General features: G+C 60.2%; 15 protein-coding genes. 12 read left to right on the top strand and 3 right to left on the bottom strand.

Translation table 11 applies throughout. The annotated features are described in order from the left end of the window. The first annotated feature begins 126 nt into the window (after nt 1-126). The 12 genes from V6S97_RS19100 (at nt 127) to V6S97_RS19155 (ending at nt 14,761) form a co-directional block, all read left to right on the top strand. Nucleotides 127-930, top strand: a complete 804-nt coding sequence (locus V6S97_RS19100) for a transporter substrate-binding domain-containing protein (RefSeq protein WP_020810902.1) — start codon at nt 127-129, stop codon at nt 928-930. Between the two features lie 66 nt (nt 931-996). Further along, nucleotides 997-1,701 carry an amino acid ABC transporter permease gene (locus tag V6S97_RS19105; RefSeq protein WP_060727219.1) on the top strand — a complete coding sequence of 235 codons (705 nt, stop codon included), beginning with the start codon at nt 997-999 and terminating at the stop codon, nt 1,699-1,701. Next, the gene (locus V6S97_RS19110) at nt 1,698-2,357 is read left to right on the top strand and encodes an amino acid ABC transporter permease (RefSeq protein ID WP_112295748.1); all 660 of its coding nucleotides are present in this window, start codon (nt 1,698-1,700) and stop codon (nt 2,355-2,357) included. Before V6S97_RS19105 ends, V6S97_RS19110 begins: the two co-directional genes overlap by 4 nt. Further along, nucleotides 2,338-3,069 carry an amino acid ABC transporter ATP-binding protein gene (locus tag V6S97_RS19115; protein WP_020810951.1) on the top strand — a complete coding sequence of 244 codons (732 nt, stop codon included), beginning with the start codon at nt 2,338-2,340 and terminating at the stop codon, nt 3,067-3,069. Before V6S97_RS19110 ends, V6S97_RS19115 begins: the two co-directional genes overlap by 20 nt. A 23-nt stretch (nt 3,070-3,092) precedes the next feature. Continuing rightward, on the top strand, nt 3,093-4,028 hold the full coding sequence (locus tag V6S97_RS19120; protein WP_020810952.1) for a 2-hydroxyacid dehydrogenase: 936 nt from the start codon (nt 3,093-3,095) through the stop codon (nt 4,026-4,028). A 228-nt stretch (nt 4,029-4,256) separates the two neighbouring features. Next, a complete protein-coding gene (locus V6S97_RS19125; RefSeq protein WP_031234028.1) occupies nt 4,257-6,431 on the top strand; it encodes a putative bifunctional diguanylate cyclase/phosphodiesterase in 2,175 nt (724 codons plus the stop codon). Nucleotides 6,432-6,617: 186 nt separating this feature from the next. Next, nucleotides 6,618-7,541 (top strand): LysR family transcriptional regulator, encoded by a 924-nt coding sequence (locus V6S97_RS19130; RefSeq protein ID WP_003505672.1) that lies wholly within the window; start codon nt 6,618-6,620, stop codon nt 7,539-7,541. A gap of 116 nt (nt 7,542-7,657) precedes the next feature. Next, nucleotides 7,658-8,137 carry a formate dehydrogenase subunit gamma gene (locus V6S97_RS19135; RefSeq protein WP_031234029.1) on the top strand — a complete coding sequence of 160 codons (480 nt, stop codon included), beginning with the start codon at nt 7,658-7,660 and terminating at the stop codon, nt 8,135-8,137. After that, a complete protein-coding gene (locus V6S97_RS19140) occupies nt 8,134-9,690 on the top strand; it encodes a formate dehydrogenase beta subunit (protein WP_020810955.1) in 1,557 nt (518 codons plus the stop codon). The genes V6S97_RS19135 and V6S97_RS19140 overlap by 4 nt, the downstream gene beginning before the upstream one ends. Nucleotides 9,691-9,694: 4 nt before the next feature. After that, a complete protein-coding gene (gene fdhF / locus V6S97_RS19145; RefSeq protein WP_334427638.1) occupies nt 9,695-12,577 on the top strand; it encodes a formate dehydrogenase subunit alpha in 2,883 nt (960 codons plus the stop codon). A gap of 71 nt (nt 12,578-12,648) precedes the next feature. Beyond that, nucleotides 12,649-12,993, top strand: coding sequence for a formate dehydrogenase subunit delta (locus tag V6S97_RS19150; protein ID WP_020810957.1), 345 nt, complete (start codon nt 12,649-12,651; stop codon nt 12,991-12,993). Between the two features lie 115 nt (nt 12,994-13,108). Continuing rightward, the gene (locus V6S97_RS19155) at nt 13,109-14,761 is read left to right on the top strand and encodes an OFA family MFS transporter (RefSeq protein ID WP_334427639.1); all 1,653 of its coding nucleotides are present in this window, start codon (nt 13,109-13,111) and stop codon (nt 14,759-14,761) included. Nucleotides 14,762-14,873: 112 nt separating this feature from the next. On the opposite strand, the gene V6S97_RS19160 is transcribed toward V6S97_RS19155, so the two are convergent. From V6S97_RS19160 to V6S97_RS19170, 3 genes are read right to left on the bottom strand one after another with little or no spacing between them, the layout of a single operon-like run. Then, complete coding sequence (locus V6S97_RS19160) at nt 14,874-15,770, bottom strand: dihydrodipicolinate synthase family protein (RefSeq protein ID WP_334427640.1); 897 nt, start codon at nt 15,768-15,770, stop codon at nt 14,874-14,876. Nucleotides 15,771-15,799: 29 nt separating this feature from the next. Beyond that, the gene (locus tag V6S97_RS19165) at nt 15,800-16,681 is read right to left on the bottom strand and encodes an SMP-30/gluconolactonase/LRE family protein (protein ID WP_020810960.1); all 882 of its coding nucleotides are present in this window, start codon (nt 16,679-16,681) and stop codon (nt 15,800-15,802) included. Between the two features lie 54 nt (nt 16,682-16,735). Next, the gene (locus V6S97_RS19170) at nt 16,736-17,455 is read right to left on the bottom strand and encodes a FadR/GntR family transcriptional regulator (protein WP_080864427.1); all 720 of its coding nucleotides are present in this window, start codon (nt 17,453-17,455) and stop codon (nt 16,736-16,738) included. Nucleotides 17,456-17,600: the final 145 nt, after the last annotated feature.

Consider the following 17,600-nt stretch of genomic DNA (forward strand, 5'->3'; position numbering starts at 1 on the left):
TGCTTTCGCGGTTTCTTGGGAGGAGTTTTTAGTCAATCGCGTTAAAATGTTATCGAGAACATTTTCCGGTTTGCGCAAGGCCGCTGTTCCACTTTGGGCAGCCACTATAGGGTTGGAGGAGAAACCATGAGCATATCCAGATTTCTGAAGAACATGACCGTTGCAGTCGGTGTTGTCGCAGCTTCGCTTGCTGCCACCACGTCCGCCCATGCCGTCTCGCTCAGCGAGATCACGGCGCGTGGCAAGGTCAAGATCGGCGTTCTCACCGGTGCACCGCCGATGGGCATGGTGGACGAGAAGGGCAATCCTTCCGGTTATGACGTTGATGTCGCCAATCTGATCGGCTCTTACCTGTCGCTGCCGGTGGAACTGGTGCCGCTGACACCGCCGGCGCGTATCCCGGCACTTCAGACCGGCAAGGTCGATTTCCTTGTCGCGACGCTTGCGCCGACCGGCGAACGCGCCAAGACCGTCATGTTCACGCAGCCCTACAGCGCGTTCAACATGGACATCATCTCCGGCAAGGACCAGAAGTTCGAAAATCTCGACAGCCTCAAGGGCAAGCGCGTTTCGGTCAATCGCGGTTCCTCGCAGGAAACCGCGCTGCGCAAGGCTAATGTCGAAGGTCTTGAAATCGTTGTCTATGAGGACGATTCCACCAGCGCCCAGGCTCTGCTTGCTGGTCAGGTAGATGCCGTGGCCCTGCCGTCCACGGTTGGCGAAGCGATCATCAAGCAGCGTCCGGAAGCCGGTCTGCAGGTTGGTTTCACCTTCTTCCAGCAGGGCAATTCCATGGCGACGAAGATCGAGGATTTCGAGCTGCGTCAGTGGCTGAACACTTCCATCTATCTCATGAAGATGTCGGGCGATCTCGACCGTATCTCGGTGAAGTGGACCGGCCGTCCGCTGCCGCAATTGCCAAGCTTCTGATTGAGCCTTTCAACGCGCCCGCCGGGGAACATTCCGGCGGGCCGGGAAATGTCAACGGAGTGACGCATGTCCTATACTTTTCAATTCGGCGCGCTCGCCCAATATCAGAATGAGATTCTGAACGGCATATGGCTGACGATCAAGCTGTCGGTCCTCTCCATCGTGCTGGGCTGCGCTTTCGGAATTCTTCTAGCCTCGCTGCGCTCCATCAATGGCGGCATCGTCCGTATCATCGTGGACGGTTATGTGGAGGTGATCCGCAACACGCCGTTTCTGGTGCAGCTTTTCATCGTCTATTTCGGTTTGCCCGGTCTCGGCTTTCGCGTCGGGGCGGATACGGCAGCGCTGATCGGCATGACGATCAATCTTGCTGCCTATTCGACGGAAATCATCCGCGCCGGCATCGAGGCGGTGCACAAGTCGCAGATCGAGGCGGGCGAGGCTCTGGGCTTCACAAAATACCAGATCTACCGTCACGTCATCCTCGTGCCTGCCATCGCCAAGGTCTATCCCTCGCTTTGCAGCCAGTTTGTGCTGATGATGCTGGCATCGAGCATATGCTCGGCCATTTCCACCCATGAGCTTGCGGCCGCCGCAGCCTTCGTGGAATCGCAGACCTATCGCTCCTTCGAGGTCTATATCGTCGTCACGCTCATCTATCTTGCGCTGGCGCTCAGCCTGCGGCTCATCCTTGCCCTTGTCGGCATGTGGCTGTTCGGCCGCCGCGTGGCCCGCAAGACGATGACCGCCATGCCGGAGGTGCAGTCATGACTCTTCGAACTTTCGGCTGGAACGAGTTCGGCTTCCTGCTGACCGCCCTGCAATGGACCGTGCTTCTGACGATCATTGCGCTCATCGGCGGTGGCCTCGTCGGTTTCTTCGTGGCGCTGGCCCGCAGCTCGAATTTCAAGGCGCTGCGCATTGCCGCCGGCACCTATATCCAGGTTATTCAGGGTATTCCGGTGCTGATGATCCTGTTCCTGTCCTATTACGGCCTCAGCCTTGCCGGACTGGAACTGCCGCCACTGATTGCCGCCGGCGCATCGATGACGATCTATACGTCGGGTTATCTCGCCGAAATCTGGCGCGGCTGCATCCAGGCGGTGCCGAAGCAGCAGTGGGAAGCATCGGAATCGCTGGCGCTTACCCGCGCCCAGCAATATCGCTACGTCATCCTGCCGCAGGCGATCCGCATTTCCCTGCCGCCGACCGTCGGTTTTGCCGTTCAGGTCGTCAAGAATACGTCCATCGCATCGATCATCGGTTTCGTCGAACTGGCGAGAGCGGGGCAGCTCATCAACAATGCCACGTTCCAGCCGTTCCGCGTCTTCGTCGCGGTGGCCGTGCTTTATTTCATCGTCTGCTACCCGTTGTCCCAGCTGTCTCGTTGGCTGGAAAGGAGGCTTCATGCCGGAAGTAATCGTTGAAAACGTTCACAAGAGCTTTGGCGCTCTGGAAGTCCTCAAAGGCGTGTCGCTGACGGTCGGCCGTGGTGAAGTTTTCGCCCTCATCGGCCGCTCCGGCTCGGGCAAGAGCACGCTGCTGCGCTGCATGAACGGGTTGGAGAAGATCAATTCGGGCCGCATCGAAATCGCCGGCCATGCGCTGGGCGGAGATGCCACAGCGCTGCGCAAGCTGCGCACCGATGTTGGCATCGTGTTCCAGAGCTACAATCTTTTCCCGCATCTGACGGTCGGCGAAAACATCATGCTCGCTCCGCGCATCGTCAAGGATGTGGCAAAATCGGAAACGAAGGACATTGCCCGCGAGGTTCTGCAACTCGTCGGCCTGTCGGAGAAATTCGATTCCTATCCCGACCAGCTTTCCGGCGGCCAGCAGCAGCGCGTGGCGATTGCCCGCTCGCTTGCCATGCGGCCGAAGGTGATGCTGTTCGACGAGGTGACCTCAGCACTCGATCCCGAGCTGACCGAGGAAGTGCTGACCGTGATGGAAAACCTCGCGAAAGACGGCATGACCATGATCCTCGTCACCCATGAAATGGCTTTTGCGCGCCGCGTGGCGACCGAGACCATCTTCATGCACAAGGGCAAGATCTGGGAGCAGGGCCGTTCTTCTGAATTGTTCGCCAATCCGCAAACGCCGGAACTCCGGCAATTCGTCAAGGCCGATGTGAAGTAGTTCACCGGCGCAAAGGAAACTCCATGACCACTGAAATCGTGCAACTGTGCCCGCTTATCCCGGCACTGGAACAGGAACTTGCCGAGCGCTTCACCGTGCATCGCCTGTTCGAAGCCGCGGACAAGGCGGCGTTCCTTGCTGAAAAGGGCGCGGCGATCCGCGGCGTCGTCACCGGCGGCCATATCGGCCTGCCGGCGGATATCGGCGCGGCGCTTTCCAATCTTGAAATCGTCGCCATCAACGGCGTTGGTTTCGACAAGGTCGATCTGACTGACGCGAAACGGCGCGGCTTCCGAGTCTCCAATACGCCAGACGTGCTGACGGCCGATGTCGCCGACCTCGCGCTTGGCCTCGTTTTGGCGCAGGCGCGCAAGCTGCCGCAGGCGGATCAGCATGTGCGCACCGGCCAATGGCTGAAGGGCGATATGGGGCTTTCCACCCGTGTGGCCGGCCGCCGTTACGGCATTTTCGGCCTTGGCCGCATCGGTCAGGCGATCGCAAAGCGGCTTGAGGGTTTTGATGCGCGCATTTCCTACACGGCGAGAAGCCGTCGCGATGTCGCCTATGATTATCATGACAGCATCGAAGCGCTGGCTGCCAATTGCGACGTGCTGATCATCGCCGCCGCCGCCACTGCAGAAACGCGCCATATCGTCAATGCGGATGTGCTGAAGGCGCTTGGACCGCAGGGTGTGCTCGTCAATGTGGCGCGCGGTTCGCTGGTGGATGAGAAGGCGTTGGTCGAAGCGCTTTCGAACGGCGTAGTCGGTGGCGCGGCGCTGGATGTCTTCGAGGATGAGCCGCGGGTGCCGGAAGCGCTTTTCGCCTTCGATAACGTCACACTCGCCCCGCATGTCGGCAGCGGCACGCACCAGACGCGGCGCGCCATGGCCGATCTTGTTCTCGCCAATCTCGATGCGCATTTTGCCGGCAAAGAGCTGCCGACGCCGGTTGTGTGACGGACAACGAATTGCCTCCTATAGGCTGACGGCGCAGCTTCTGCTGCGCCGTTCCTATTCAGGCAGGCGGGACGTCATGGAGCCAGTTGCAAAAGGCAGGTTTCCCGGCAATCTCTTTTCGCCGTTCATATTTATATAATACGTATAAACCTACTATTCTGCTTCCTTGCAAAGTAATGAGGCGGAGAGGTGCGTTCCAAAGGCCCGAAGACAGCCGAGCAGAACCTGATGCCGCGAAAAAAGCGCGGCGTCACGCCATCTGCCACTCCTGCCATGAGCGAGAATGCCAATCCTTCCGACCGGCACGCGCTTCTGGAAGCGATGATCGACCACGTACCGGATTTTATCTATGCCAAGGATCTGGAAGGACGCTTCCTTTTCGCCAATCGCGCCATCGTCACCGAAAACGGCTTTGATACGGTCGAGCAACTGATCGGGCTCACCGATTACGATATTAACGGTGAGGCAGCGCGGCGTGCCGGCATTCCCGATACCGAGGCGCGGGTCATGCGCACCGGCGAACCGGATCTCGGTTACGAGGAACGCGCCATGCGCGGTGATATCGACCGCTGGCTCATGATGTCGCGCGTGCCGCTGAAGGACAAGGCTGGCAACATCATCGGCGTGGTCGGCGCCTCGCGGGATATAACCCAGAAAAAGGCTTCGGAGAGACTGCTTCAGGCGCAGGCGCATATTCTGGAAATGATCGTCGCCGCCGCGCGTATTGAGGATTTTCTCGAGGAGTTCGTCAAGGCCATCGAAAATCTCGCAACCGGACTGGCCTGCGCCGTGCGGGTGTTTGATGCGGCAGATGGGGAGCCCTCCGTTTATGCCTCGCCCGCACTTGCGCAGGAGGAGGGGCTGGCCGCACTTGTTTCCAGCGTCAGTGATCCTGAGTGCCTCACCCATCCGGCAGAACACATCGCCTTCAGTTTCGATATCCCCGCCAGCGAAGGCAAGGCGCATGGTTTCGTCTGGTGCATGCTGGCCAGCCGCAAGCCGGAGGCGGCGCTGCTGGAGTTTATCGGTGCTGCGGCGCGTATGGCGGGCCTGGCGATTGACCGCAAAAGGGCGTCGGAACATATCGCCTTTCTGGCTGATCACGACATGCTGACCCGGCTGCCAAACCGTCGTTTCCTCGATACGAGATTGCCTGAAATTTTGGCGGCGGCGGCAAAGACGCACCGACGGGTCGGCATCGGCTTCCTCGATCTCGACAATTTCAAGCAGATCAACGATACGCTCGGCCACAGCATCGGCGATACGCTTTTGTCGAAAACCGCCGAGCGCATTGCGAAAAGCCTCCGGAAAAACGATCTCGTTCTCCGGGTAGGCGGGGATGAATTCGTCATCATTCTTGAAGAAGGCAGGAACGATGTAGAAGCCCGGCTGCAGCGCATCCGTGCCGCGGTCTCGCAGCCATTGCGCATTGGTAATTACGATATCAAGGTCACATGCAGCATCGGCATGGCCTTTTTCCCGGAGCATGGGGAAACCACGGCGGAAATCGTCGCGGCCGCCGATCTTGCCATGTATGAAGCCAAACATAACGGGCGCGACAGCATTGCCACCTTCACCCCTAATATGGCGGATGATCTGAGGAAGAAGTTCACCCGCATCGAGGAATTGCGCAAGGCCGTGAAGAGAGACGAGTTCGTGCTGCACTTCCAGCCGCAGGTCGATCTTGTCAGTGGCGCAATCAGCGGCGTGGAGGCGCTGGTGCGCTGGCAGCACCCCACGGAAGGTTTGCTTGGCCCTGCGGAATTCATCGGGCTTGCGGAAGAAACCGGGCTGATCGTGGAACTCGGAGAAAGCATTCTCAGGAAGGCCTGTCGTCAGGCGCAGGCATGGGCGGCCGCCGGCCTCTTGCCCGTCAAGATGGCGGTCAATATCTCGCCGCGGCAGTTTCAGGGCGGGCTGGTGCAGCAGATCAGGTCGGTGCTGAAGGAAACCGGCCTTGCTCCATCGCTCCTGGAAATCGAAATCACCGAGACGCTCATCATTCAGGATGTCGAAACATCGGTCCGGATCATGCGGGCCATCAAACAGATGGGTGTCAGCCTGGCGTTGGATGATTTCGGGATCGGTTATTCCTGTCTTGGCATGCTGAAGACCTTTCCGCTGTCCTGCATGAAGATAGACCGCTCGTTTCTCACCCACCTGCCCAAAAAAACCAAGGACAGCGCCATCGTCTCGATCATGATCCAGCTTGCCGGGTCTCTGGGTATCGATGTCATTGCCGAAGGTGTGGAAGCCGGCGAACAGGCGGCATTTCTGCGCGATGCCGGTTGCCCCTATGGCCAGGGTTATTATTTCAGCCGGCCGGTGCCCGCAGAGGTGATTGAAGACATGCTGGCGAAGAAGACGATATTCCCCACCGGCTTAACCGAAGACAGCAAATAGGCTGCCCCGGCGGCCGATTGTTTCAAATCGGCCAGACGTGGCTGTCCCCGTTTGAGGGAATTTGGTCTTGTCGTCAGCGCACGGTTTGCAGGAAAATACCCGCATCCATTTGCGGGCTTCCCCGCCTCGCTTTAGTGTTCTTCTGCTCGCACCATCCGCATGGTCGCGAGTCACGCGGGAGGATGCATGATCGACAAGCTGGAATTTTTCATTGCATTGGCGCGAGCAGAGCATTTCGGCCGTGCCGCGGAGGAGTGCGGCGTTTCCCAACCCAGTCTCTCGGCTGCGATCCGGCAGCTGGAGGACCAACTGGGTGTCGTTCTGGTGGTGCGTGCGGCGCGTTTTCAGGGGCTGACACCGGAGGGCCAGCGTGTCCTCGAATGGGCGCGCCGCATCGTTGGCGATACGCGCACCATGCGTGAGGAAATGCGCGCAGCCCGCAAGGGTCTGGCGGGCCACATCCGGCTTGCCGTCATTCCGACGGCGCTTGCGATGGTCCCGCGATTGACGGAGTCCTTCCAGGCGCGTCATCCTGATGTGACCTTTTCAGTCACGTCGCGCACCTCGCTTCAGGTGTTGAGCCAGATCGAAAACCTCGAGATCGATGCGGGAATCAGCTATCTCGACAACGAACCACTTGGTCGAGTGACCACGGTACCGCTTTATTCGGAGCGATATCACCTCATCACGGCAGGCGGAACGCCGCTCGCCGATCAGGAAAGCGTTACCTGGAAGCAGGTTTCCGGTCTTAGGCTATGCCTATTGACTTCGGATATGCAGAATCGCCGCATCATCAACAAGCATATGGCCGAGGCAGGCGTGGAGGCAAAGCCGACGCTCGAATCCAACTCCATGATCGTGCTGTTTTCCCATATACGAACCGGACAATGGGCTTCAATAATGCCGCGTAACCTTGCGGAATCATTTGGTTTCCCGAAACAGATAAAAATCATTCCGATCACCGAACCGGACGCGGAGCATCTCGTGGGCTTGATTGCCACACACCGCGAACCACACACGCCGCTTGTTTCCGCGCTGCTTCACGAGGCCCGTCAACGGGCCGCGGAAAAGGCGTTTGATAGGAATTTCCTATCAACTGACGGAAACTGATTATTGACCTGATCCCGCCCATCTCGACATTCTTCCAAACGATGCAGGGGCTGCGAAGGGATTTCACTATATCCCGCTCATCATTCCTTGCCCCGTCGGTTTGGGAGGACTGGCTTATGAATATCAGAGCGGTTGCCGCAGATGAGGCGGCCCGTGTTTCCGCCGTCATTGACGAACATCTCCACCTGGAGGGGCCGCTGTTGCCCATTCTGCACGCGGTGCAGGAAGAATTCGGCTACATCCCGGAAAGCGCCAAACAGATCATCGCATCCGCGTTGAACATCTCACGCGCGGAAGTCCATGGCGTCATAACCTTCTATCCCGATTTTCGCGATCATTCTTCCGGCCGACATGTCTTAAAGCTCTGTCGCGCCGAGGCCTGCCAGTCGATGGGTGGCGAGCCTCTTGCGGACACCATCAAGACCCGGCTCGGCCTCGACTGGCACGAAACCGCCGCTGACGGCTCTGTCACGCTGGAACCCGTCTTCTGCCTCGGGCTTTGCGCTCAGGCGCCGGCCCTGATGCTGGACGGCGAAGTCCATGCCCGTCTTGACGAGGATTGTCTTGGCGACATTCTGGCGGAGGCGCGCCGATGAGTGTCACCATTTTTATTCCCGGCGATTCCGCCGCGCTGGCTGTTGGCGCAAACCGCGTGGCCGAAGCGATCACCCGCGAGGCGACCAGCCGCAATCTTGATGTGCATATTGTCCGCAACGGTTCGCGCGGCATGCTCTGGCTTGAAGTGCTTGTGGAAGTGCGCACCGAACATGGCCGTATTGCCTACGGACCGGTCAAGGCAAGCGACGTTGCTTCGCTCTTCGATGCAGGGTTTCTCACCGGCGGCGAGCATCGTCTCTGTCTCGGGCCAACCAAGGATATCCCATTCCTGAAAAGCCAGACGCGTCTCACATTTGCGCGTTGTGGCGTCACCGATCCGCTGTCGCTTGAGGACTATCGCGCTTATCAGGGCATGAAAGGTCTCGAAAAAGCCGTCGCCATGGCGCCGCTGGACATTGTCGCCCAGGTGACCGAGAGCGGCCTGCGCGGACGTGGCGGCGCGGGTTTCCCGACGGGTATCAAATGGAAGACCGTTGCGGATGCGGTCGCCGACCAGAAATACATCGTCTGCAATGCGGACGAGGGCGATAGCGGCACCTTTGCCGACCGCATGATCATGGAAGGTGATCCCTTCGTGCTGATCGAAGGCATGGCGATTGCCGGCCTTGCCGTCGGCGCGACGAGGGGCTTCATCTATACGCGTTCGGAATATCCTTACGCTATCAAGGTCATGGAACAGGCGATCGAGATCGCCCGGCGCGAAGGCATTCTTGGCCCGTCCGTGCTCGGCTCCGGCCGCGCCTTTGATATGGAAGTACGCATGGGCGCGGGCGCTTATGTCTGCGGCGAGGAAACCTCGCTTCTGAACAGTCTTGAAGGCAAACGCGGCACGGTGCGCGCCAAGCCGCCGCTGCCTGCCCTGCAGGGTCTGTTCGGCAAGCCCACCGTCGTCAACAATGTCATTTCGCTCGCCTCCATTCCGGTCATCATGGATCGCGGCGCGGCGTTTTATCGCGATTTCGGCGTTGGCCGTTCGCATGGCACGATCCCGATCCAGCTTGCCGGAAACATCAAACATGGCGGGCTTTACGAGACCGCCTTCGGCCTGCCGCTCGGACAGCTCGTCAATGATATCGGCGGCGGCACGATCACCGGCCGCCCCGTCAAGGCGGTGCAGGTGGGTGGTCCGCTCGGGGCCTATTTCCCGGTTTCCTTATTCGACACGACCTTCGACTACGAGGCCTTTACCGCTGCCGGTGGCCTGATCGGCCATGCGGGTATCGTGGTTTTCGATGACACGGCCGACATGCTCCATCAGGCGCGGTTTGCGCTTGAGTTCTGTGCCGTCGAAAGCTGCGGCAAGTGCACGCCCTGTCGCATCGGCTCGACGCGTGGCGTCGAGACGGTGGACAAGATCGCGCTCGGCATCGAGCGGGAGAAAAACACCGCACTCCTCGAAGACCTCTGCGAAACCATGAAATTCGGTTCGCTCTGCGCGCTCGGCGGCTTCACGCCCTATCCAGTGATGAGCGCGCTCCGGCATTTCCCTGCTGATTTTGCCCCCATCCCACGTGTTGAAGCGGCGGAGTAAGACCATGGCCCTTGTGACAGAATTCGACTATGGAACCCCCAAATCCCTCGCGACTGACATGGTGACGCTCACCATCGACGGACGTCAGGTAACCGTCCCGGCCGGAACGTCGATCATGCGCGCCTCGCGCGAAGCTGGCATCGATGTTCCCAAGCTCTGCGCCACCGATATGGTGGATGCCTTCGGCTCCTGCCGCCTCTGTCTTATCGAGGTGGAGGGCCGCAATGGCACCCCCGCCTCCTGCACCACGCCGGTCGCTGCCGGTCTCGTCGTGCACACGCAGACGGAGCGGCTGAAGCAGATCCGCAAGGGCGTGATGGAGCTTTATATCTCTGATCACCCGCTTGACTGTCTGACCTGCGCCGCCAATGGCGATTGCGAACTGCAGGATATGGCGGGTGCCGTTGGCCTGCGCGATGTGCGTTACGGTTATGAAGGCGACAACCACGTCAAGGCCCGCGACGGTGATGGCGATCTCAATGCCCGCTGGATGCCGAAGGACGAAAGCAATCCCTATTTCACCTACGATCCTTCCAAATGCATCGTCTGTTCCCGCTGCGTGCGCGCCTGCGAGGAAGTGCAGGGCACCTTCGCACTGACGATCGAAGGGCGCGGTTTTGAGAGCCGGGTCTCGCCCGGCGCACATGAGGCTTTCCTCGATTCCGACTGCGTTTCCTGCGGCGCCTGCGTGCAGGCCTGTCCGACGGCGACGCTTACCGAAAAATCGGTGATCGAGATTGGCCAGCCGGAACATTCGATGGTCACGACCTGCGCCTATTGCGGTGTGGGGTGCTCCTTCAAGGCGGAAATGCGCGGTGAAGAGCTGGTGCGCATGGTACCGTGGAAGGACGGGCAGGCCAATCGCGGCCATTCCTGCGTCAAGGGCCGTTTTGCCTATGGTTACGCCACCCACAGGGACCGCATTCTCAACCCGATGATCCGCGAAAAGATCAGCGATCCATGGCGGGAAGTCACGTGGGAGGAGGCCTTCTCTCACGTTGCCTCGGAGTTCCGGCGTATCCAGGGGCAATATGGCCGGGAATCCATCGGCGGTATCACCTCGTCCCGCTGCACGAATGAAGAAACCTTCCTCGTCCAGAAACTCATCCGCGCCGGCTTCGGTAATAACAACGTCGATACCTGCGCCCGCGTCTGCCATTCGCCGACGGGTTATGGTCTCGGGCAGGCTTTCGGCACCTCCGCCGGCACGCAGAATTTCGACAGCGTCGAGCAGTCCGATGTCGTGCTTGTGATCGGCGCCAATCCGACGGATGGCCACCCTGTTTTCGGCTCGCGGCTGAAGAAGCGGCTGCGTCAGGGCGCAAAACTCATCGTCATCGATCCGCGCCGCATCGATCTCGTGCGTACGCCGCATGTAGAGGCCGCTTTCCATCTGCCGTTGCTTCCGGGAACCAATGTTGCCGTGCTGACGGCACTGGCGCATGTGATCGTCACGGAAGGGCTGTTCAACGAGGCCTTCATCCGCGAGCGCTGCGACTGGTCGGAATTCGAGGACTGGGCGGCTTTCGTGGCCGAGCCGCGGCACAGCCCGGAAGAGACGGAACGTTTTACGGGCGTTCCGGCGGAAGATCTGCGTGGTGCTGCCCGGCTTTATGCCAAGGGCGGCAATGGCGCGATTTATTATGGTCTCGGTGTCACCGAACACAGCCAGGGTTCGACCACCGTCATGGCGATCGCCAATCTGGCCATGGCGACCGGCAACATTGGTCGTCCGGGCGTGGGCGTCAATCCGCTGCGCGGCCAGAACAATGTGCAGGGCTCCTGCGACATGGGGGCTTTCCCGCACGAGCTTCCGGGCTACCGGCATATTTCAGACGATGCGACGCGTGACGTCTTCGAGAAACTCTGGGGTGTGAAGCTCAACAACGAGCCGGGGTTGCGTATCCCCAATATGCTCGATGCGGCCGTGGATGGCAGCTTCAAGGGCATCTACATTCAGGGCGAGGACATTCTGCAATCCGACCCGGATACGAAACATGTGTCCGCCGGTCTCGCCGCCATGGAATGTGTCGTGGTGCACGATCTCTTCCTGAACGAGACGGCGAATTATGCCCATGTCTTCCTGCCGGGTTCCACCTTCCTTGAAAAGGACGGCACCTTCACCAATGCCGAGCGCCGTATCAACCGCGTGCGCAAGGTCATGTCGCCGAAGAACGGTTATGCCGACTGGGAAGTGACGCAGAAGCTGGCGCAAGCCATGGGTCTTGCGTGGAATTACGCCCATCCGTCCGAGATCATGGATGAGATCGCCGCAACGACGCCGAGCTTTGCCAGTGTTTCCTACGCCTATCTGGAAGAAAAGGGCTCGGTGCAGTGGCCCTGCAACGAGAAGTTCCCTGACGGTTCGCCGATCATGCATGTGGACGGTTTCGTGCGTGGCAAGGGCAAGTTCATCCGCACGGAATATGTGGCGACGGACGAACGCACCGGGCCGCGTTTCCCGCTGCTGCTCACCACCGGCCGCATCCTGTCGCAATACAATGTCGGGGCGCAGACACGGCGCACCGAAAACGTCGTCTGGCACGAGGAGGATCGTCTCGAAATCCATCCGCATGATGCTGAACAGCGCGGCGTGAAGGATGGCGACTGGATCAAGCTCGGCAGCCGGTCTGGAGACACGACGCTGAGAGCGCTGATCACCGACCGTGTGGCGCCGGGTGTGGTCTATACGACCTTCCACCACCCCGGCACGCAGGCAAATGTCATCACCACCGACTTCTCCGACTGGGCCACCAACTGTCCCGAATACAAGGTGACCGCCGTGCAGGTCTCGCCCTCCAACGGGCCGACCGAGTGGCAGGAGGAATATGATGCGCTTGGCCGCCGTGCACGGCGCATCGCCGGCAAGCTCGAAGCGGCGGAATAAGGAGGGCCGGGTGCGCCCGGCCTTGTCACACACAGAGGCGTCGGCTGACGGTCGGCGCGGGGGAATAGGTCATGTTGCTCAACCACACCGATGAAAAACTGGTGAGAATGGCGAACCAGATCGCGACATTTTTTCTGTCGCAGCCGGAAGATATTCGCATCAACGGTGTCGCCACGCACATCAACAAGTTCTGGGAGCCGCGCATGCGTCGCCGGTTCTTCGAGATGGTGGATGCCGGGGCCGGTCATTTTCTGCCGCTTGTGCTTGCTGCGTCGAAGGAGATCAAGCGGCCCGGTGATCCGGCAGCCGATGCGGTTGGTCTCGGCGGTGATGCGAAGGGCGCGCCGGGCGGGAAGGGCGCAATTGCGGGTGAGTCCCTTTCCGAGCCGAGCATACCCGAAAACGCGGGGGCGTGAGCGGCAAGACCACAATTCAGACTTTCCGCCGGACAGGAGGACGTCCGGCAATATCGATGTTCGCCTGGCGGGGCGAATTTGAGATGTCCAGACATTCACGAGGGAGGTAATGTCAATGGCAGTAGCAGACGCAACGGCGGGAGAGGCGGCGCAAGCCGGGTTTTTGGACCGCGAACGAATAATCGCAAGACCGGGTTTCAATCGCTGGCTGGTGCCCCCGGCGGCCCTTGCCATTCATCTATGCATCGGCATGGCCTATGGCTTCAGCGTGTTCTGGCTACCGCTGTCGAAGGCGTTGCCGGCGACGGACCCCAGCTGCTCCAGCCTTACCCTTCTGGGCGCGCTGTTCACCACCGAGTGCAACTGGCGCGTGGCCGATCTCGGCTGGATCTATACGCTCTTCTTCGTTCTTCTTGGCTGCTCGGCCGCCATTTGGGGCGGCTGGCTGGAAAGAGTGGGGCCGCGCAAGGCCGGTTTCGTTTCCGCCTGCTGCTGGTGCGGCGGCATTCTGGTGGCGGCGGTCGGCGTCATCACCCATCAGCTATGGCTGATGTGGCTGGGCGCTGGCGTCATCGGCGGCGTCGGGCTCGGCCTTGGCTATATTTCGCCCGTATCGACGCTGATCAAATGGTTTCCGGACCGTCGCGGCATGGCGACCGGCATGGCCATCATGGGCTTCGGCGGCGGGGCGATGATCGGCGCGCCGCTCGCCAATCTTCTGATGAACAGCTTCAAGACGGATGTTTCGGTCGGCGTCTGGCAGACTTTGGTTGTCATGGCCCTGATCTATTTCGTCTTCATGATGGCGGGCGCCTTCGGTTACCGCATTCCGCCATCGGGCTGGCGTCCGGAAGGCTGGACGGCGCCTTCAGCAAAAAGCGCCATGATAACCCATCGCCATGTGCATCTGCGCGACGCGCACAAGACGCCGCAGTTCTGGCTCATCTGGGCGGTGCTGTGCCTCAACGTATCGGCCGGTATCGGCGTCATCGGCATGGCCTCGCCCATGTTGCAGGAAATCTTCGCCGGCTCGCTGATCGGCCTGCCTGGCGTGGGTTTTGCGGATCTTGACGCCGGGCAGAAGGCGCAGATTGCGGCGATTGCTGCCGGTTTCACCGGCCTGCTTTCGCTGTTCAACATCGGCGGACGTTTCTTCTGGGCGTCGATGTCCGACAAGATCGGCCGCAAGAACACTTATTTCTGCTTCTTCATTCTCGGCATCATTCTTTATGCGCTGGCGCCGACGCTGGCGACGATGGGTAACAAGGCGCTGTTCGTTCTGGCCTTCGGCATCATCCTGTCCATGTATGGCGGTGGTTTCGCAACCATTCCCGCTTATCTCGCCGATATCTTCGGTACGCAGTTCGTCGGCGCAATCCACGGTCGCCTGCTGACAGCCTGGGCGACTGCCGGCATTGCCGGTCCCGTCGTCGTCAACTACATCCGCGAAGCGCAGATCGCGGCGGGTGTCGCGCCCGGGCCGGCGCTCTACACCAGCACCATGTATATTCTGGCGGGCATGCTGGCGATCGGCCTCGTGGCCAACGCCTTCGTGCGGCCGCTTTCGGACAAGTGGTTCATGTTGGACGCGGAGGTCGCGGCACTGCAGGCCAAGACGGCGGCAGCCAATGCCGGCCCCACGGGCTCCTTCGGCATCGGACGCGGCGGGCTGGACGCCAAGGCGGCGCTGGCCTGGATTGCGGTCGGCATTCCGCTTCTCTGGGGCGTGTGGGTGACCGTGAAGAGCAGTCTGGCTCTGTTCGGCTGAACCTCCATCACCCCTTCGGTGGTGCAGGATCGCTGCTCCGCCCGCAACGAATATGCCGGCCCATGGCCGGCATATTACATAGACAAAATGCAGCTTGCCGGTAACTCGTCTGTCAACGCCAGCTGGCGAGCAGCCCTTCAAGCGTCTTGCGATCCTGTTCGTCCAGACGGGCAAGTCCCGGCGCTCGAACCGGGCCAACCTTTAGGCCAAGGATTTCCATGGCTTCCTTCACCACTGTCACGTTTGCGCCGTTGCGATAGCGCGTCCGCAGCCGCTCGAAGAGTTCGATCTTTTCAACGACCTTCCTTGCCGCTGAAAAATCGCCTGACGTCAGGGCCTCATGAACCTCAAGCGAGAATTGCGGAGCCACGTTGACGAGGCCGGATGTGAAGCCGCGGGCGCCCACTGCCGAAAAGGCGGGCGCCCAGCTTTCCGCAAGGCCGCAGACATAGAGCGCGCCCTTCTGATCGGAAGCGGCTATCGCACGCGACAGAAGCATGATGTCGGTCGTTGCGAACTTGATGCCAGCAACATTCGGATGGCTGGCAAGCCTCACCATGTCATCGACCGAAAAACCGTCGGCGCGGACATAGGCAACCAGCGGCAGCTCGCTGCCGTCAGCCAGACCGATGAAATAGTCGATCTGCGACTGAGGCGCTGCAAAGGGGTCGACCGGCTGATGGGACATGACGGCGGATGCGCCCATCTCCCTTGCCTGACGCGCCATGGCGAGAGCCTCGCGCTGCGAGCGTCCAATCGCCGCCGTGACCGGGGCTTGGCCATCAACACCTTTTATCGCGGCTTCGTAGACCCTGAGAATCTCGGCCGGTGTGAGAGCGTAGAATTCGCCGGTATTGCCGGCTGCAACGATGTTGTGGATGCCCGCCCTTGCAACGCGGGCATAGACCTCGGTCGTGACACCAATGTCGACTTCCCCGCCGGCCTCATAGGCTGTTACGGGAACGCCGGAGATGCCGTGCAGAGCCTGGCGAAAATCAAATGTCGTCATCAACTGGTTTCCTCAAGATGAAAGCGTCTTCAGATGGAAAACTTGTGTACGGCTGCCCCCGCAACGGGCGCATCAAAGGCAACAAGCGTGCCCGGCGTGGCAATTCCGTTCGTCTCGGTGACGAGACTTGTGAGATAGATCGTTTTGAGATCAGGACCGCCGAAACACGGCATGGTCGGCCCCCTGAACGGCAGCCTGTAGATCTCGAACAGTTCACCATCCGGTGAAAAGCGGTTGAGACGGCCAGCCTGAACGCCGGCGCTCCAGTAACAGCCTTCGCAATCGGTCGCCGCGCCATCCGGCCTGCCTTCGTCCGGTGCGAAATCGTGAAGACGTTCGGCCGGCCCGAGCCGGCCCGTCGCGACATCGAAATCGAACGCCTGATACATGAGACCGCTGCTGTCGGAATGATACATGCGCCTGCCATCCGGGCTCCAGGCGAGCCCGTTAGAGGTGAACATGTCGCCATCGATGATGCGTTCGACGCCGCCATCCGGCGCGACGCGATAGAGGCGTGCATTGCCCGTCTGTATCCCGGCCTCGTCGCGGGTCCCCACCCAGAAATGGCCGTCCGGGCCAACCTTCCCGTCGTTGAGGCGGCTGTCAGGCCGCCCTTCGTCAGGGTCGCACAGAAGTTCGAGTTTTCCGGTCGCGGGATCAAGAAGATGCACGCCGGTCTTGAGACCCGCCACGATCAGGCCATTGTCGCAAAGACCGAGACATCCCACCTGGGCGGGCATATCATATCTGTCGAGTTTTCCGCCCGGATGCAGGCAGAAAATGGCGGGGGCGAGAATATCGACGAACCACAGATTGCCCGTCCGCTCATCCCATGCCGGTGATTCTCCAACCTTCAACGGCGTATCGATAAGGGAGCGGAGTTTCGGCTCTATGATGCGCGGCTGGCTCACTGATTATTCTCCATTGCCCCATAGGGCTTCGTCCTTCGAATTGCGGAAACGCTTCTAGCCGCCGACGCCCTGAAACATGCGGGCGCGCGCCTTCAGGATGTGGTCTTTCATCGCGTCATGCGCAGCCTGCTCCTGGCGCGCAAAGATCGCTTCCACGATTGCCGTATGCTCGTTCTGCACCTCGCGCACATGTTGCGGCGTCCGCTTGAGGCTGAGGCTGCGTGTCACCGACTGGCCGATCGCGAAATGCGGCTTGAACCAGATCCGCACCGTGATGTGGAACTGGTTATGGCTCGCCTTCGCAATGGCTTCGTGCAGGGCAAAGTCTTCCTCCGCACCAAGATCGTTGCGCTCCAGACATTGTTCCAGCGCCGCAATGGCCTGCTCGATGCGGGCTTTATCGGCGGCCTGCCAGTTGCGCGCCGCAAGTTCGGCCGCTGAAGATTCAAGGCCGGACCGGAATTCGAAAAACCGCTGCACATCTGCAAGCGAGCCGACAGGAACCTGTTGCAACACGGACGAATCCGGCTGCTGGCGCACATAGGAACCTGACCCTTTCTGGGAGACGATGAGGCCATCGTTTCGAAGCCGCTCCAGGGCTTCGCGCACCACCGGCCGGGATGCGCCGAACAACGACGCCAGATTCTGTTCCGATGGCAGCCGTTCGTTCACGGGAAACCGCCCGTCCGAAATCATGCCGATGATTTTTTCGTAGATGATGTCGCTCAGCCGAGTCTCGCCTCGAGCGGCGGCAGATGCGGTTTGATTGTCCATCAGCAGCCCTTCCGTTGCAAATCGCTGAAGTTAATGGGTTTCCTGCATTTCAATCGCAACAGAAATCCCGGGGTTTTTGTGAGCGAGGGGGCTGTCGTGCCGATTTTTTCTTCAAGCCTGATCCTGAAAACCTATCTACGAATAA

Origin of the sequence: Agrobacterium sp. CCNWLW155, from assembly GCF_036888815.1 — a bacterium.
GTDB lineage: Bacteria > Pseudomonadota > Alphaproteobacteria > Rhizobiales > Rhizobiaceae > Agrobacterium > Agrobacterium radiobacter.